We start from the raw sequence: 16,217 nt of genomic DNA, 5'->3' as shown, positions 1-16,217 counted from the left end.
CATGCTGATATACAGGATAGCGCTTGCCAAATACGCGGATAAGCTGATAGCATCGGGCAGGGCCGCACGTTGGAACCCGAACGAAGTGGATATGATCTATACGGCATCAAGCCGGTCGTTAGCCTGCCTTGAAAACGTGGTGCACCGTAACCAGCTGGGGCTTATTGCGGCTTTTAATGTAATGACTATTGAGGCGCCGGATAAACTTAAAATAACTACCCTTAAATTAGATGATCTCCGTGTTGATTGGAGCGATTTTAACCAAATGCGTTATACTCAATTGATAGGCGAAAATTGGATCAGGGAAAGAAAAACGGCTATTTTGGCCGTGCCATCATCAATTATTGAAGAAGAATTTAACTACCTGCTTAACCCTAAACATGAAGATTTTGGGGAGATCAAACTAATCCGGTCGGTACCGTTTATTTTCGACCAGCGGATAAAGCAATAGATTTAATAACAAAAACGTCATTGCGAGGAACGAAGCAATCCCAAACTATACAGGTCGAACCTGCTAATCGGGGATTGCTTCGTTCCTTATAATGACACGTGTTTGTCAATTTTTATATTACCTTGCCGGTTGAGGTTTCGGCAATTCTTTACGCGGAATCATCTCGGCGCGTTGCGAAGTATGATATACAAATGAAGCTACGATGGTAGCAGCCTGTTTCAAATCATCTTCTATCAACCTGTCATAAGTATCCTGGTTACTATGGTGGGTACGGGTACCATAGTCAATTGCATCCTGTATAAACTGGAAGCCTGGAATGCCAACCGCATCAAACGACAGGTGATCCGTGCCACCTGTATTTCGGATGGTAAGCGTGGTAGCGCCTAAATCTTTAAAGGGCTCTAACCATGCCTTGAAAATAGGCGCGGCAGCCGAATCGCCCTGCAAATAAACGCCGCGGATTTTACCGGTGCCGTTATCTAAGTTATAATAGGCCGATAGCTTAGCTTGTTCCGGTTTTAATTCCATGGTTTTTGGATCGCCAAAGTGGTTGGCTACGTAACCGCGCGAACCAAATAAACCCTGCTCTTCCGAGCTCCATAAGGCTATGCGGATGGTGCGTTTTGGTTTAAAGTTGATGGCTTTTAATATACGCATCGCCTCCAACATTACCGCGCTGCCGGCCGCGTTATCAGTAGCGCCGGTTGCCGCATGCCATGAATCAAGGTGACCGCCAATCATTACCACCTGGTTTTTCAGTTTTTTATCCGTACCCGGAATTTCGGCAACAACATCGTAACCCTGCAAATCATCAGTAATAAACTGAGTTTTAATTTCGGCCTCCAGTTGTACCGGCTGTCCGCCTTTCAGCAAACGTAATATACGCTGATAATCTTCGCTGCTGGTTTCCAGCTCGGGCGCTACTGCTTTGGCTGTATCAGCGTACGACGCGCCGTTGGTTGTAAACACCGTGCCATCAGTGCCGCGGCCCTGGCTTAATATCAGGCCTACTTTTTCGTCAACCAAAAACTGGCTTAAAGCAGTTCTGAAAGCGCGTAACTTACGGAATGATGCCATTTGTGCAGCGTTAGGATCAGGAGCATTGCGCCGCGGACCGGCCGGTGTAGCTTTGGCATTAGCCATTTCTGCAAGCTCTTCGTCGGTGTAGCGGGCTGCATCAATCTTCCAGGTGCGTTCGGTTGGGGCTTTGGTATCAAATATTACAATTTTACCGGCCAGCTTGCCTTTATACTGCTCCAACTCGACAGCCGAATCGGCTTTTAAAATCATCACGTCGCCTTTAATTAAGCCATTGGTACCAGGTGTCCAGGCTTTAGGAATAGCGATAATAGCGTGATAATACGGAACGGTAATGGCGGCGTAGTTTTTCTGCACTTCCCAACCTTTACCAAATTTGCCCCAGCTTTCCAGCCTGGCATTGCTCATGCCCCAGGTTTTAAGCTGGTTAACAGCCCATTTCTGCGCACGGATTAAACCCGGCGAGTTTGCCAGGCGCGGACCCGAAACATCAGTAAGGTAAAAGGCCGTTTCCATTACCTTTGAATGGTTCAGGCCTTCCTCCCTTATCTTTTGCACCATGGCCGCATCAACGGGCTCCTGGGCTAATGCCGGTACTGCAATACCGGCTGCAATAAAACACGAAAAAAGTAGTTTTAACTTCATAATAAATAAATTATAAGATCAGTTCAGTCAGTAACAAACCTATTTATAATAAATTAAAATCGGGGAGATGTTGATTTAACAAAGTTGTTACATGCTTTATATTTTATAAGGTATATTTGGCTTATGAGTAATTACAGATTAGACAGAATGGCATTTAAAGCGCAAACTGCAAAAGAAGCTGCAAAGCATAGTACTTACTACAAAGATTTAACCTGGCAGGAGCGTTTACGTATCGCCAACTATTTAAACAGCGTTGCTTATAATTATCCGGAAAACGAACCGCCACGATTAGATCGGACAGCGTTTAGCATTAGAAAGCGCCAAAAATAATGGGCAATATTTTCAATCAGGATTTTCGGGACTTCATACATGAATTGAATGAAGGAGGTGTGAGATATATTTTGATAGGAGGCTACTCTGTTATTTTACACGGACATTCGAGAAGTACTGGTGATATGGATATCTGGATCGACAGGACTATTGAGAATTACAAGAAGTTAAAACTTGCATTTAGCAGATTTGGGATGCCAATTTTTGATATGACCGAAGAGAAATTCATGTCTCCGGAAATTGAAGTGTTTACTTATGGTAGGCCCCCTACATCCATTGATGTGATGACTACAGCATTGGGACTTGATTTTGATACCTGTTTTGAAAATGCCATCTATTTTGAAGAAGACGGTTTATCAATAAGGACAATACATCTAAACGATTTAATCAGCGCAAAAAAGGCATCTGGAAGACACAAAGACTTGGATGATCTTGACAACCTTATAAAGTAATACCTAAATGCGTCAGCCCTCCGGCGTTTTTTTCAACTCCGTTAGGAGTATCGTGTTTATAGTAGTGAGTTGTCATAGCGAGCAGGCTCCGTAGGTGCCCTGTATTCTAAAAAGCCAAGTCCTGTATAATTGTTAATTAATCAACAGCTTATAACCCCTGCCATGCACGTTAATGATCTCAACGTTCGGGTCATCTTTAAGGTATTTGCGGATCTTGCTTAAAAACACATCCATACTGCGGCCGTTAAAGTAATTATCATCGTGCCAGATATTTAGCAGGGCCTCTTCGCGGGTAAGCACTTCGTTTTTGCGCATACAAAGCAGGCGCAACAATTCGGCTTCTTTGGTTGAGAGTTTTTGCTGGGTATCGGCAATCATGATCATCTGCGAAGTATAGTCAAAAGTGTATTTGCCGATGTTAAATGAGGTTTGCTTTTCCTCTTCTTTTTTTCCCGCATTATCCGTGCGCTTCAATAACGCGTTTATCCGGAGAAGTAATTCTTCAATACGGAATGGTTTAGTGATATAATCGTCCCCACCCAAATTAAAGGCCTGGGTTTTATCTTCAATCATACCTTTGGCTGTAGCAAAAATAATAGGCACCTGGGCGTTAATTTTGCGGATATCCTTGCCAAGAGTAAAGCCATCTTTTTTGGGCATCATCACATCCAGTATCAGCAAATCATATGCTTGTTTGGTAAAGGCGCGCAGGCCTTCTTCCCCATCCTTACACAAAACCACATCAAATTTTCCTTTCAACTGCAGGTAATCCTGCAATAACAAACCCAGGTTGGCATCATCCTCAACAAGTAGTATTTTTTTCATGCTTATTCTTTAGTCCGGAGCTTACGCCACCGCGAATTTCAACTCAAACTCCGAGCCTTTGTCTTTTTCAGATTTTACACCTATGGTGCCGTTAAGGCGTTTCACAATCGTATTAACATAGCTTAACCCCAATCCAAAACCTTTAACATTATGCACGTTACCGGTTGGGATGCGATAAAACTGCTCAAATATTTTTGATTGCTGATCGCGGCTCATTCCTATGCCCTTATCTGCAACCCTGATAACAACCTGCCCGCTTTTAACGGCAGTGCTTATGGTAATATCAGGCGCCTCATTACTGTATTTGATGGCATTATCAATCAGGTTGTATAGCACGTTCGAAAAGTGGAGTTCGTCGGCAATAATGAAAGCATTATCGGCCTCGAGATGCAGCGTGGTTTTGGCATTGCACTTTTGCAGCTTAAGTTCCATACTATCAAGCACCAATGAAACCATTTCATTTACATCAACCGGCTTTTTATCCAGTTTAAAATCGTTACGCTCAATACGGGCAATATTCAGTACCCTTTCAATATGACTTCCCAGGCGCGCGTTTTCTTCAAAAATGATATTAGCCAGGCGGGAAACGCGGGCTTTATCTTCGGCTATTTCGTTATCCCGCAAAGCTTCACTGGCAATCATAATGGTTGATACCGGCGTTTTAAACTCGTGGGTCATGTTGTTGATAAAATCGATCTTCATTTCTGAGATCTTTTTTTGTCTCAGGATAGAGAAGATGGTATAACCAAAACAAAATATCAACACCATGGTAAGGCCGCCGGTGGTAGCCATCGATGCTGTCATGTTGCGCAAAATGAGCGAGTTTTTTTGCGGGAAGGATAGCATGATCTTACCCGGATCATTGATTACCTCTTTAGTAAATATTGGCGTTTGATAGGTGTTGGCCGCAACAAATACCGGAGGTTTCTCGCCCTCGCTATCACTGGCGTTCGAGAATATGAGCGAATCGCTGTTGGCAGTACTTATTTCATAGCTAAATGGCAACGTAATGCCACGGGTATGCAGCTCAAACCTCAATAACGAATCAATCCAAAGCGGATTAATGCGCTTGTTAAGCGGCTCACCCGATTTCCTGTACTCTTCGGCAAGGTTTTCAATAACGGTAGGTTTGTTGCTGGCCAGGTGCACTTTCTCAAGCGAATCAACCTCCAGCATTTTTTTGATCTGCAATAGCTGTTTTTCCTTTTGCTTGCGGGCTTGCTCCTGAACCCAAAGCGGGTTAATGCGGGGTACAGAGATCATCTGTTTACCAAATTGCGGATCTACATAAACATACCTCAATGTATCATACTTATGCAGTTTTTTAGGGCGCGTTATGCGGCGGGTAATGTGTGTACGTACAATTTCGGGTGTTAGCTGTTCATGCACCACACCAAACTCATCAGTATATTCTTCAACATGCACTTTAAAATCAACAGTACCTTCGGTTTGCAGCAGTCCGTTCAGCTCATCATCCATTTTTTTATGGTTGATCATTCGCTGCAGGCTATCCCTGAGCATGGCTATCCTTTTTTCGCGGGCAGTTTGTTTTTTGCTTCCGCTATTGGTTTTTACAGTGCGGATAGGTGCCGATCCGCCATCTTCACTGTCGGCAATTACATTACTAACGGGTTGAGTTTTGGCCTTTAAAAAGTTATTGGCGTCCTGCCGGGTAACTTTATCAACCACGCTATTGAGCGATTCGCGCACCGAACGATCAAACAGATCAGATTGCATCTGGTACGATTGGCGCAGGAAATAAAACTGCATGGCTATTACGCTCAAAAGCGCAAAACCCATCAATCCAATTATTAAACCTATGCTTCGTTTCTTCATTTGTTAACACACAAAATTATTTGAAATACATGTACGGTGTTGGTTTTTAACAATATTTAACAAAAGTTAGGGTAGAGATTAGAGGTTGGAGATCGGAGGTTAGTGGCATATTGTCCCCCTTTCGCAAAACATACTCGCCATAAAACTCCATAGGAGTACCGTGTTTATAGTTATAATCGTTTAGGATTTTTTGGCTCCGTAGGGAGCCTCCTTTTAAAAGCGATTACCCCGGGCTTTATTCACCTAAAGCAATATACAACATATATTATACCTGGCGACCGTAAAAACAAAAGGCTCCCTGTTTAATGAGGAGCCTTTTGAAAATTTTATTTTTATGCTGATAGCTTAGAACGGCAAATCGTCATCATCGCTTGATGAGCTGATATCGGCAGCCGGAGCAGCGTATTGAGGTGCGGCAGCAGCGCTGTTAGCAGCAGCCAGCGGAGTAATCCTCCATAACTGTAACGAGTTGAAATATGTCTTTTTGCCGGTTTTGTCTGTCCACGGACGGCCTTTTAAATTGAATGAAACTTCAACATCGTCGCCAATTTTTACGTTATCCAACAAATTGCAACGATCCTGTATCGCTTCAAACTTTAAATATTCAGGGTATTGAGGGTTCTCAATATATTCAAGTATAAGTTCGCGTTTTTTTAGCGATTCGGTTACTTGCTGGGTAGCCGACACTTCATGTACCTTACCTTTAACTTCCATAATTAGTCTTCAAATAATTTAAAATGTAAAGTTAATAGTAATGAAATTAAAATGGGGGCTTTTTAATTGTTAATTTTGCCTAATTAATATGCAAGTTTTCCACACCGAGAGTAAGATCATCATTACCTGTAATAAAAGACTATCGCCCTACCTGCAACAGGAGGTTGAAGCTTTAGGGTACGAGCCAACCCGTGTTTTCAATACCGGAGTTGAGCTTAAAGGCACCGTTACAGATACCATACCGCTTAATTTAAATCTGCGCTGCGGCAGCCAGATCCTGTATTTATTAAAAGCATTCACCGCCAATGACCCTGCCGAGCTTTACAACGAGCTGGTAACCATTGAATGGGAAAAGCTGATAGATTTTTCGGGATATTTTTCGGTAACATCCAATGTTAATAACGAACATATCCTTACACCCTTGTTTGCCAACGTTAAGGTAAAAGATGCCATTGTTGACAGGATTAAATCGGCAAAAGGCATCAGACCCAACTCTGGCCCGGAGGCTAATAAAACAGTTGTACACTTATACTGGCAGGATAACCGCGCCGAGATATTTTTAGATACATCGGGCGAAACGCTGGCCAAGCATAGCTACCGCAAAATACCGGGCAAGGCCCCCATGCTGGAAGCATTGGCAACCTCAACCATTATGGCAACCAACTGGGACAGGAAAAGTACTTTTATAAACCCCATGTGCGGCTCCGGAACATTGGCTATTGAAGCCGCCTTGCTGGCTACAGATAAACATCCCGGCCTTTTCAGGATGAACTATGGCTTTATGCACATTTTAGGCTATGATGAAACGGTATTTTTTGCCGAACGCCGCGCTTTAAAGGATAAAGCCAAAAAAGAAACCGGCTTTAAAATTATCGCCTCGGATATTTCGGCCGATGCGGTGGATGTTGCCCGCAAAAATGCCAAAACCGCTGGCGTAGAACATTTGATTGATTTTGCCGTTTGTGATTTTGAAGAGACGGAAGTACCTGCCGAACCGGGCATTGTTATGTTTAACCCCGAATACGGCGAGCGTTTAGGCGTACACACCAAATTGGAAATGACTTATAAACGCGTAGGCGATTTTCTGAAAAAGAAATGTCTTGGCTATCGCGGTTATGTGTTTACCGGGAACCCCGATCTGGCCAAAAAAATCGGCCTTAAGGCAGCAAGAAAAATTGAATTTTACAACGGAAAGCTTGACTGCCGTTTGTTTGAATACGAACTTTACGAAGGCAGCAAACGCGAGCCCAAACCCGAAAATTAAATGAAAAGGATTCTGTTTTTTATAACACTTATTTTATCATCAGTACTTGTAAAGGCGCAAACGCAACTGGTTTTCCCATTTCAGGGCGGCAGCCCCATTATGAATCGCTTTTTTAAAGACAGCCTTGTTGTATCGCCCGAGATCATGAAAAAGAAGGCCACCGGTACAGCCGTTTTTAAGTTTACGGCAGATGATAAGGGCACTATCAAAAAAATTATTGTTTATTATGCTGATGATGCTATCCTGGTAGTACCCATTATTGATGCGCTCAGAAAATCGAACCATAAATGGATTATCCCCGATCATGAAAAGCTGCACGATTTTATTCTCCCTTTTTCAATCAGCTTTAATGCCTCGGCAAATACCAGTAACGCTACCATTAAGCAAGCCTTTGAGTATTACAGCCAGCGCAAACCCATTATATCATACAACCAGGTACCGATAGAGACTGCAACCTTGCTGCCTACAGTATTGATAAGCTATGATTTGACGGAATAAGATCCCCAACCGGGCATTATAAGCAACAGGTAAAGCGATGAATTGAAAAATTTATCGCTTTTTTTTTATTTTTTTTGATATCGTATTAATTAATCCGCTGTTTAAAGCCCTGGGCAATTCAAACTTATACACAGCTGTTAAAATTTACTTTAAATTAAAAATAACAAAACCAAAATGTCGGTAATTACGTAAGTTTTGAAAAAAAATAAAAAAAGCAAAATCCAGGCATAAATTATTCTCGTTAGTTATAGTTGAATAATTATGTAATTGGATGAAAGATATGCTTAATATCAAGATAAAAGCGATTGCTGCTAACATCAGGCATACCAGGGAAGGATTAAATTATACCCAGGAATACCTTGCCGCCAAGCTTAGTATCTCGCAAAATGCTTATAGTAAAATTGAATTGGGTTATACCAAAATAACCGTTGAAAGACTGTTTCAGATAGCCGCCATTTTGGAGGTTGATGTTACTGAACTGATAAATACTGATAAAGTAGCCGCTGCTTAACGTTTTATACACATTACCCTTGTTCCATCTTTTGCTTACTATCTTTGCGAAAGATGGAACATAACTCTTTAATATCCGCCACAATTACCTTTGTGCGCGATACGCTTAAAAATGCCGAAGGTGGCCACGACTGGTGGCACATTCACCGTGTGTGGACTAACGCCAAACTCATTAATCAAACAGAAAAAACCGATCAGCTTGTAGTTGAGCTTACTGCCTTGCTGCATGATATTGCCGATAGCAAATTTCATAACGGCGATGAAGAGATAGGGCCGCGTACGGCAGGCAACTATCTGCAAAGCATGAATGTTGATGCGACTATTGTTGAACATGTACAGCAAATTATCAGGCACATGAGCTTCAAAGCCAGTTTTGATAAACCTTCATTCCACTCGCCCGAACTGGCCGTGGTACAGGATGCCGACCGCCTTGACGCCATTGGCGCAATTGGTATTGCGAGGGCCTTTACTTATGGTGGCTTTAAAGGCCGCGAGCTTTATAACCCAGAAATTAAGCCAAACCTTAACATGACCAAAGAGGAATATAAAAACACCTCGGCCCCCACCATAAACCATTTTTACGAAAAGCTTTTATTGCTTAAAGATAAAATGAACACCGAAACCGGCAAAAAACTGGCCGCGCAAAGGCATGCATTTATGGAAGCTTATTTAACACAGTTTTTTGATGAATGCGATTTGAAGTAAAGTTGAAAGCTTACTTTTACGCCAAATTAAGTTTATGAAAAAAATTTTACTTAGTATATTTTCATTATTTACGGCTGCATTTGCCTTTGGGCAGGATACCGTAAAACAGCAGCGCTTTAACTTCCATTTCCAACAAACGGTTATTACGCAGCATAAGCCATCGTTCCATGCCGATTATACCGGCGATAACAGTTTGCTTACCGAAAAGGAAACGCAAAGCTCTATAACCACCACGCTTTTTGGCGGTGCAAGATTATGGAAAGGGGCCGAGGCCTATTTCAATCCCGAACTTTCTGGCGGATCTGGTCTGAGTAAAACTTTGGGAGCGGCCGGCTTTCCAAACGGCGAAACTTTTCGCGTTGGCGGTGCCGAGCCTAAAATTTATATAGCCCGCTTATATTTTACCCAAAACTTTGAATGGGGAAAAGAAAAAGATACCATCAGCGATGATGCCAACCAACTGGCGGGCCTCAAAAGCAAACGGTATTTTTCGGTTACCGTGGGCAAATTTGGCATGGCCGATTTTTATGATGGCAACGAATTTAGTCATGACCCGCGTACACAGTTTATGAACTGGAGTTTGATGGATAACGGAGCATGGGATTATCCCGCCAATACCCGTGGCTACGTAATGGGTATCCATACCGAGCTGGGCCAGCCTAACTGGACACTGCGCTTCGCCTTCACCATGTCGACAACTACGGCAAACGGAGCTATTTGGGATCAGAAAATTGGTAAAGCCAATACCCAAACCATTGAGTATGAAAAACGCTACACCCTTAACGGGCAAAAAGGCGCCGTACGCATCCTTGGCTTCCGCAATAACGGCAAAATGGGCAATTATAGGCAGGCCCTTGCGCTTAGTCCCACGGCACCTGTTGTAGATACCACGCAGGCCTACGGCAGGCATAAATATGGTTTTGGCATCAGCGCCGACCAATATTTAACCAAAGATTTTGGCGTATTTGCCAAAGTAAGCTATAACGATGGGAAAACCCAAACCTGGTATTTTACTGAGATCGACCGATCATTAAGTTTCGGCGGTGTGCTGAAAGGCGGCTCATGGAACCGTGGCGATGACGAACTGGGCCTGGCTTTTGTTGCTAATGGCATATCATCAGCTCACCGCGATTACCTCGCCGCCGGCGGTTACGGTTTTATTATTGGCGATGGCAAACTTAACTACGGCACCGAGTTTATTGCCGAGCTTGATTATAAAATCAACGCTTATCAAAAAAAATTCTGGCTTACCCCCGGTTACCAGTTTTTGCTGAACCCGGCTTATAATAAAGACCGCGGGCCGGTAAATGTGCTTTCATTAAGGGCGCATATCGAATTTTAAAAGTTGCTTTAAAGCGCCGGTACAGGTCAATTAAAAACATTGAATTTACCGGCGCTTTATCTATTTTCTTCTTTATTCTTTCGCATTCGCGGATAAGTTTCTTTCTTCCTCCTACGCTATGATTTGCGTTGCTGTACATGCTAAACAGAAGCAATTAATTTGAATTTTCGATATTTTCAAAATAGTAAATCTTCCATCACCCCTAATTAAAACAAGGCACCCAAATTTGGTTTTTAGTTTCTTAATTATCAAACATTAACACGTTGTTAATCTTTCATTTAAGCAAAATCCATACTCCTGTTTTGCGTATCTTAACGAAGTACAACACAGATGTGCTGTATAAAAAATAATCCAGGCATAACAAATAAACTAATCATCATAAAATCACCTTTACAACCCTAAGCTATTTTAATTATGGAAAATGTATCTGTTTACACTGCCGCGTTTATTTCATGGATAAGCACCTTCGGTCTTAATTTATTAAGCGCCCTGCTTGTTTTCGTTATCGGTCTTTATATTATTAACTGGCTTGGCCGCATTTTTAACACATCAATGGCTAAAGGCAAAATTGATGTATCGCTGCAATCGTTTTTCAGCAGTTTAATGATGGCAGGTTTACGCGTATTGTTGCTGATAACCGTTGCCGGCATGCTGGGCATTCAAACAACATCGTTTGTTGCTATTATCGGTGCGCTTGGCCTGGCTGTAGGTTTGGCCCTGCAGGGCTCGTTGGCCAACTTTGCAGGTGGCGTGCTTATCCTGGTTTTCAAGCCTTTTAAAGTTGGCGATATCATCGAATCGCAGGGGCAAAACGGCGCGGTGATTGAAATCCAGATTTTTAACACCGTATTGCTTACACCCGATAATAAAACGGTGATACTGGCAAACGGTGCAGTATCAAACAATACCGTTGTAAACTACAGCAGGCACGGCAGCATCCGGGTAGATATCTCGTTGGAGATTGAACCTCAAAACGATATGGATGTTATACGCCAGATTGCTATTGATGCCTGTCTGTCGCACCCTCTTGTTTTAGCTAACCCGGCGCCGGTTGTTAACGTATCTAAAATAAATGAAGGCAAGATAGCGATAGGTATTTGCCCATATGCTAAAGCTCATGATTACTGGACGGTATTTTTCGGAACCCAGGAACTTATTAAAAAAGCATTTGATGAGCATAAAGTTGGGATGCCCAAGCCTCATTTTTATATTACCCAACGCCCTGTACATACTACAGCTATTGCTTAAACGTACCCGATTGACGTGGAACGAAGTTAGCTTGATAAACCGAAGAAGGCTGTTTCTTACTTCAGAAACAGCCTTCTTCGGTTTAATATCATTTTGATTCTTCAGTTTCTGTTTTACTCAATAACCTCGCACTTTCGGCCAGTTTTATAAACTCGGCGCGGTATCCCTCGTTATCATCACCTTTTGCGGCACGTGCCATACTGATGGCCTGTTTATAACTTGCATTTTGCTTAAACTGCGAATCGCGCAGCAACATCCCAATCTCGGCTACCGAGGCCGCGAAACGAAAATCGGTAGATGTAGCGTTTAAAGCCATTGGCTGATCTTTTACAACAACCTGGCTCAATTTACTTTTCATCGAGGTTGGCTCCTTATACCTGAATTTAATGGTCATCATTTCATCAGATGCCGAAGAATAATTGGCTTTAGCCGGTTTTTGATATTTAAGCGGATCAACGCTTTAAGAATAATCATCTTTAACACCAGCTGGTACTATTTCATAAAAAGCAGTAACTGTATGGCCCGAGCCCATATCGCCGGCATCTTTTTTATCATTATTAAAATCTTCTTTGGCTAAAACCCGGTTCTCGTAACCCAACAAGCGGTAAGCCTGCACCCTGGCCGGGTTAAACTCAATCTGCAGCTTAACATCTTTTGCTACCGTAAATAAAGTACCGCCAAACTCGCTTACCAGGGTTTTGCGGGCTTCGGTAATGTTATCTATATAGGCATAATTACCGTTGCCTTTATCGGCAAGTACTTCCATTTTACTGTCTTTGTAATTGCCCATCCCAAAACCAAGTACCGAGAGCGAGATACCACTTTCGCGCTGGCGCTCAATTAGTTTTTCCATATCATCGTCGCCGGATGCGCCTACGTTAAAATCGCCGTCGGTGGCCAGGATCACCCTGTTGTTGCCGTTTTTCAGAAAATTCTTTTGGGCTATGCTGTAGGCTAATTTTATACCCTCCCCTCCGGCCGTAGATCCCCCGGCACTCAGGTTATCGATGGCATTGTTGATGGTTTCTTTATGATCGCCGGGGGTTGAGGCAAGTACTTCGCCAGCCGCGCCTGCATACACTACAATAGCCACCCTGTCTTTGGCGCGCAATTGGTTAACCAACATTTTTAATGAGGATTGCACCAGCGGCAATTTGTTAGGCATATTCATCGACCCCGAAACATCTATCAAAAAAATGAGGTTTGAAGCAGGCAGATTACCGGTAGGAATAGTTTTGGCTTTTAAACCGATGCGGATAAGACGGTGCTTATTATTCCACGGAGCGGTTGATAGCTCGGTATGAATAGCAACCGGATCGCTATTGGTTGGGCTGCTAAGGTTATAGCTAAAGTAATTGATCATTTCCTCAACCCGCACGGCATCAACCGGTGGCAATTGCCCGCCGTTTATAAAACGCCTCACATTGCTGTACGACGCGGCGTCAACATCAACCGAAAAAGTGGAGAGCGGCTCACTTTCCGGATTTTTAAATCCGTTTTCGGTAATGGCCTTATAACTTTCATCCTGCGGATCGGCCGGCGCAGGGGCAATATAACCATATTGATTAGCATTCACATTTGCTTTTATCCGATTACCTTTTGATGTTACGTAAAGACCAGCCACCTTGCCTGCTAACTGGTTGGTTATTGTATAAGGCTGACTTACAATGCCGTTGCTAACAGAGCTTGCGCTGCCGGTAATATTTACCCTTCTTTTGGGCGCGCTCATAGTAACCACCACTTCGGCAAGCGATTGTGATGATGCATTGAGGTAAACATTCAGCTTATCGCTTTTATCCGGTTTAACAGTTTGCGAAACATAGCCTATAAAACTAAAAGTGAGCGTGTTTTTACCCTCGGGTAAATTGATACTGTATCTGCCTTTGGCATCTGTTAGGGTACCCATGGGTGTACCGTTAAGCCGTACCGCTACACCGGGTATCGGCAGGCTGTCTTTACTATCGTACACCACGCCGCTTATTTGGCGCACATTAAGGGGCTTAAACCCGGTTAAGCCTGCAAACAACAAAATAATCACAAATATTCTCTTCATGGCTCCTTTTATTTTTACCTTAAGGATGCCCGGAATACTTGATTTCCATAAACCATTAAAAAAAATTAATTTTGTAATGTTTTAATGAACCTATTTATAAAACCCAAAAAACCAGGGACATCAACAGACGAGGAACTACTTAGTGATTATCGGGCAAACGGTAACCTAACGGTTTTGGGCAGCTTATACCAACGGTATATGCAGCTTATTTATGGCATTTGCCTTAAATATCTGAAAGATGAAGAACTGGCCAAAGATGCCGTAATGGGTATTTTTGAAGAGCTGGTTGATAAAGTGCAGAAGCATGATATTAAACAGTTCAGAAACTGGGTTTACGTACTTGGGCGCAATTATTGTTTGATGCAATTGCGAAGCGGTAAAAAATTAGACCTGGTTAATTTAGATGAGGTTATGGAATTTACCCCACTTGTGCATCATGATGATAATAACAAGGAAGAAACACTAAAAGCGCTTGAAAGCTGTATTGAAAAGCTAACGGGTGCACAAAAACAAAGTATCGATCTTTTTTATTTAAAAGAGAAGTGCTATAAAGAAATTGCCGAAATAACCGGGTATACCTTAAATGAGGTGAAAAGCTATATCCAAAACGGCAAGCGTAATTTAAAAATTTGCCTCGAACGTAACAGTGCATAGTAAAGGGATCGACATATTGCAAATACAAAAGTACCTTGCCGGCGAGCTTGATGCCCGTGCTATGCACAAGCTTGAAATGCAAGCGCTTGACGATCCGTTTTTAATGGATGCCCTTGAAGGTTATGGGAGTGTCAAAACCGACCAGCACCTTAACCTGGCCGATCTGTCGCGCCGTTTGCAGGAACGAACCAAAGAAGAACGTGGTTTTGTTATTCCGTGGAAGGTTTGGCCTATAGCGGCTTCTGTTTTAATTGTGCTTACCATTGGCGGGCTGTACCTAAAAAAATCGGCAAATACAGAGCTCAAGCCTGATAAAAACATTGCAGACAATAATATTACGCCGCCGATACCGATAGTTGGCGATACTATAAAAAAAGGCGATACCATAAAATCGCCGCTGGTTGCGAAGCAGGCATCAAAGTTTTTTACTCCCGGAGGCAAACGAAAATCGACCAAAGCATCTGCAAATGCCATTTACCAACAGGAAATTTCGGCAGGCGATAATAAAATGGCTAACAACCTTGTACCAGCTGCCAATAGTGGTTTTGGCTCTGAACCGCCTGCAGCAACCGAAAATAAGAGTACGTACCAATACAACGTAAAACCTGATGTAAGCCTTGACGAAAGGGTTGCCTTAGGTTATACCTCATCAATTAAAAGAGACTCGACAGCTCAGAATTTATTGGGGTTAAACGCCAAAACTACCGCCAAACCCACCCCTCCGGCGTTATTTAAATTACAGGGTAAGGTTGACGGTGTAACTTCAACCCCGGCACCCGGCTTCAGCAATAAAGCCGCTGCTGAATCATTGTATATAGCCGGTACCATTATTTCGAGAGATGACGGTTCGCCTATTATCGGCGCGGCCATCAGGATAAAAGGCACTAACCGCAGTACCGTAACTGATGTTAACGGCAAATTTTCGCTTTCATCCCCGGTTGATAATGCCACGCTTGATGTGGCTTATATCGGTTACCAGCACCGCCAGGTTAGCGCCACACGCGGCGACAGTGTAAAAATTGCTTTAGCCGAAGATAAAAGCGCGCTTAGTGAAGTTGTAGTGTCCGCCTACGGCCGCAAACGGGATGATGACGATAGCGATGCACCCGCCGTTGTGGCAGCACACCCGCAGCTTGGTTGGAGCGCTCTGAAAAAATATCTGCAAACCAATGCCGTATTGCCCGATGGAACAACGGGAACAGTAACGGTTATATTCACCGTTTTCCCGAGCGGAATAATTGATGAGTTCGGCATCAAAAAAGGCTTGAACGAAACGGCTAACCAAAAAGCCATTGAGTTGATTAAAAACGGCCCATCATGGGTTGGCAACACCAACCATAAACCCGAGCAGGTTACGGTGAAAGTGAAGTTTCAGAAACAGCAGTAGTAAAATTATTGTCGATGAATTTGCCTCCCGCAATAAAAAAGTCGCCTAATATTCCTTATCCACTATGAGTTAGCATAAGCTCACTTTAATCCCAATTCTATCCCGCTTGGTTATTTGGGCTAAAGCCTTCTTTCTGCTTTCATTATCAGTTGGTTAAAACCAACGGCAATGAAGTTAAATGCGGATTCAGAAATACCGATAAACCACCAAAAAACTTAAAGCCTTTGCGACTTAGTTCCTTTGCGTGCTTAAAATGAACGACAAC

15 protein-coding genes and 1 pseudogene are annotated in these 16,217 nt (G+C 42.9%); 11 read left to right on the top strand and 5 right to left on the bottom strand.

Annotation, left to right across the window (positions count from 1 at the left end; genetic code table 11):
* Position 1 precedes the first annotated feature (1 nt).
* Entirely contained in the window at positions 2 to 451 is a 450-nt protein-coding gene (locus tag HYN43_RS26890; protein WP_119406949.1) for an RES family NAD+ phosphorylase, read from the top strand.
* A gap of 117 nt (positions 452 to 568) precedes the next feature.
* Here the strand turns inward: HYN43_RS26890 and HYN43_RS26885 are convergent, their stop codons facing one another.
* Positions 569 to 2,134, bottom strand: coding sequence for a M20/M25/M40 family metallo-hydrolase (locus tag HYN43_RS26885; protein WP_119406948.1), 1,566 nt, complete (start codon positions 2,132 to 2,134; stop codon positions 569 to 571).
* A gap of 123 nt (positions 2,135 to 2,257) precedes the next feature.
* On the opposite strand from HYN43_RS26885, the gene HYN43_RS26880 reads away from it, so the two are divergent.
* Positions 2,258 to 2,464 (top strand): hypothetical protein, encoded by a 207-nt coding sequence (locus HYN43_RS26880; RefSeq protein WP_119406947.1) that lies wholly within the window; start codon positions 2,258 to 2,260, stop codon positions 2,462 to 2,464.
* Positions 2,464 to 2,916, top strand: a complete 453-nt coding sequence (locus HYN43_RS26875) for a DUF6036 family nucleotidyltransferase (protein ID WP_119406946.1) — start codon at positions 2,464 to 2,466, stop codon at positions 2,914 to 2,916. The genes HYN43_RS26880 and HYN43_RS26875 overlap by 1 nt, the downstream gene beginning before the upstream one ends.
* 132 nt (positions 2,917 to 3,048) lie before the next feature.
* On the opposite strand, the gene HYN43_RS26870 is transcribed toward HYN43_RS26875, so the two are convergent.
* The 3 genes from HYN43_RS26870 to HYN43_RS26860 all read right to left on the bottom strand — a co-directional run bounded on the left by HYN43_RS26870 (position 3,049) and on the right by HYN43_RS26860 (position 6,291).
* A complete protein-coding gene (locus tag HYN43_RS26870) occupies positions 3,049 to 3,741 on the bottom strand; it encodes a response regulator transcription factor (protein WP_119406945.1) in 693 nt (230 codons plus the stop codon).
* Positions 3,742 to 3,762: 21 nt separating this feature from the next.
* The gene (locus HYN43_RS26865; protein ID WP_245447032.1) at positions 3,763 to 5,577 is read right to left on the bottom strand and encodes a sensor histidine kinase; all 1,815 of its coding nucleotides are present in this window, start codon (positions 5,575 to 5,577) and stop codon (positions 3,763 to 3,765) included.
* Positions 5,578 to 5,922: 345 nt separating this feature from the next.
* The gene (locus HYN43_RS26860; RefSeq protein WP_119406943.1) at positions 5,923 to 6,291 is read right to left on the bottom strand and encodes a DUF3127 domain-containing protein; all 369 of its coding nucleotides are present in this window, start codon (positions 6,289 to 6,291) and stop codon (positions 5,923 to 5,925) included.
* An 88-nt stretch (positions 6,292 to 6,379) separates the two neighbouring features.
* Here HYN43_RS26860 and HYN43_RS26855 point away from each other — a divergent pair, with 88 nt between their 5' ends.
* From HYN43_RS26855 to HYN43_RS26830, 6 genes are all read left to right on the top strand, one after another.
* Positions 6,380 to 7,555 carry a THUMP domain-containing class I SAM-dependent RNA methyltransferase gene (locus HYN43_RS26855; protein ID WP_119406942.1) on the top strand — a complete coding sequence of 392 codons (1,176 nt, stop codon included), beginning with the start codon at positions 6,380 to 6,382 and terminating at the stop codon, positions 7,553 to 7,555.
* Entirely contained in the window at positions 7,556 to 8,053 is a 498-nt protein-coding gene (locus HYN43_RS26850; RefSeq protein WP_119406941.1) for a hypothetical protein, read from the top strand.
* A gap of 271 nt (positions 8,054 to 8,324) precedes the next feature.
* Positions 8,325 to 8,564, top strand: a complete 240-nt coding sequence (locus HYN43_RS26845) for a helix-turn-helix domain-containing protein (RefSeq protein WP_119406940.1) — start codon at positions 8,325 to 8,327, stop codon at positions 8,562 to 8,564.
* Between the two features lie 53 nt (positions 8,565 to 8,617).
* On the top strand, positions 8,618 to 9,268 hold the full coding sequence (locus tag HYN43_RS26840) for an HD domain-containing protein (protein WP_119406939.1): 651 nt from the start codon (positions 8,618 to 8,620) through the stop codon (positions 9,266 to 9,268).
* Positions 9,269 to 9,302: 34 nt separating this feature from the next.
* Complete coding sequence (locus tag HYN43_RS26835) at positions 9,303 to 10,610, top strand: carbohydrate porin (protein ID WP_119406938.1); 1,308 nt, start codon at positions 9,303 to 9,305, stop codon at positions 10,608 to 10,610.
* 414 nt (positions 10,611 to 11,024) lie between these two features.
* The gene (locus HYN43_RS26830; RefSeq protein ID WP_119406937.1) at positions 11,025 to 11,858 is read left to right on the top strand and encodes a mechanosensitive ion channel family protein; all 834 of its coding nucleotides are present in this window, start codon (positions 11,025 to 11,027) and stop codon (positions 11,856 to 11,858) included.
* 88 nt (positions 11,859 to 11,946) lie between these two features.
* On the opposite strand, the pseudogene HYN43_RS26825 reads toward HYN43_RS26830, so the two are convergent.
* Positions 11,947 to 13,911: pseudogene (locus HYN43_RS26825) on the bottom strand (vWA domain-containing protein).
* A gap of 84 nt (positions 13,912 to 13,995) precedes the next feature.
* Between HYN43_RS26825 and HYN43_RS26820 the strand changes: the two are divergent.
* A complete protein-coding gene (locus HYN43_RS26820; protein ID WP_119406936.1) occupies positions 13,996 to 14,565 on the top strand; it encodes an RNA polymerase sigma factor in 570 nt (189 codons plus the stop codon).
* Between the two features lie 16 nt (positions 14,566 to 14,581).
* Complete coding sequence (locus HYN43_RS26815) at positions 14,582 to 15,952, top strand: carboxypeptidase-like regulatory domain-containing protein (RefSeq protein WP_162996646.1); 1,371 nt, start codon at positions 14,582 to 14,584, stop codon at positions 15,950 to 15,952.
* Positions 15,953 to 16,217: the final 265 nt, after the last annotated feature.

It is taken from the genome of Mucilaginibacter celer, assembly GCF_003576455.2.
GTDB lineage: Bacteria > Bacteroidota > Bacteroidia > Sphingobacteriales > Sphingobacteriaceae > Mucilaginibacter > Mucilaginibacter celer.
Note: the sequence above shows the minus strand (reverse complement) of the source record. Positions and strands in the feature narration are given on the sequence as shown.

Excerpts from the sequence above, each read along its gene's own strand:
- HYN43_RS26875 (WP_119406946.1), top strand. The coding sequence starts at position 2,464 with ATGGGCAATATTTTCAATCAGGATTTTCGGGACTTCATACATGAATTG.
- HYN43_RS26855 (WP_119406942.1), top strand. The coding sequence starts at position 6,380 with ATGCAAGTTTTCCACACCGAGAGTAAGATCATCATTACCTGTAATAAA.
- HYN43_RS26890 (WP_119406949.1), top strand. The coding sequence starts at position 2 with ATGCTGATATACAGGATAGCGCTTGCCAAATACGCGGATAAGCTGATA.
- HYN43_RS26840 (WP_119406939.1), top strand. The coding sequence starts at position 8,618 with ATGGAACATAACTCTTTAATATCCGCCACAATTACCTTTGTGCGCGAT.
- HYN43_RS26885 (WP_119406948.1), bottom strand. The coding sequence starts at position 2,134 with ATGAAGTTAAAACTACTTTTTTCGTGTTTTATTGCAGCCGGTATTGCA.
- HYN43_RS26865 (WP_245447032.1), bottom strand. The coding sequence starts at position 5,577 with ATGAAGAAACGAAGCATAGGTTTAATAATTGGATTGATGGGTTTTGCG.
- HYN43_RS26880 (WP_119406947.1), top strand. The coding sequence starts at position 2,258 with ATGAGTAATTACAGATTAGACAGAATGGCATTTAAAGCGCAAACTGCA.
- HYN43_RS26830 (WP_119406937.1), top strand. The coding sequence starts at position 11,025 with ATGGAAAATGTATCTGTTTACACTGCCGCGTTTATTTCATGGATAAGC.
- HYN43_RS26870 (WP_119406945.1), bottom strand. The coding sequence starts at position 3,741 with ATGAAAAAAATACTACTTGTTGAGGATGATGCCAACCTGGGTTTGTTA.
- HYN43_RS26845 (WP_119406940.1), top strand. The coding sequence starts at position 8,325 with ATGAAAGATATGCTTAATATCAAGATAAAAGCGATTGCTGCTAACATC.
- HYN43_RS26850 (WP_119406941.1), top strand. The coding sequence starts at position 7,556 with ATGAAAAGGATTCTGTTTTTTATAACACTTATTTTATCATCAGTACTT.
- HYN43_RS26835 (WP_119406938.1), top strand. The coding sequence starts at position 9,303 with ATGAAAAAAATTTTACTTAGTATATTTTCATTATTTACGGCTGCATTT.
- HYN43_RS26860 (WP_119406943.1), bottom strand. The coding sequence starts at position 6,291 with ATGGAAGTTAAAGGTAAGGTACATGAAGTGTCGGCTACCCAGCAAGTA.
- HYN43_RS26820 (WP_119406936.1), top strand. The coding sequence starts at position 13,996 with ATGAACCTATTTATAAAACCCAAAAAACCAGGGACATCAACAGACGAG.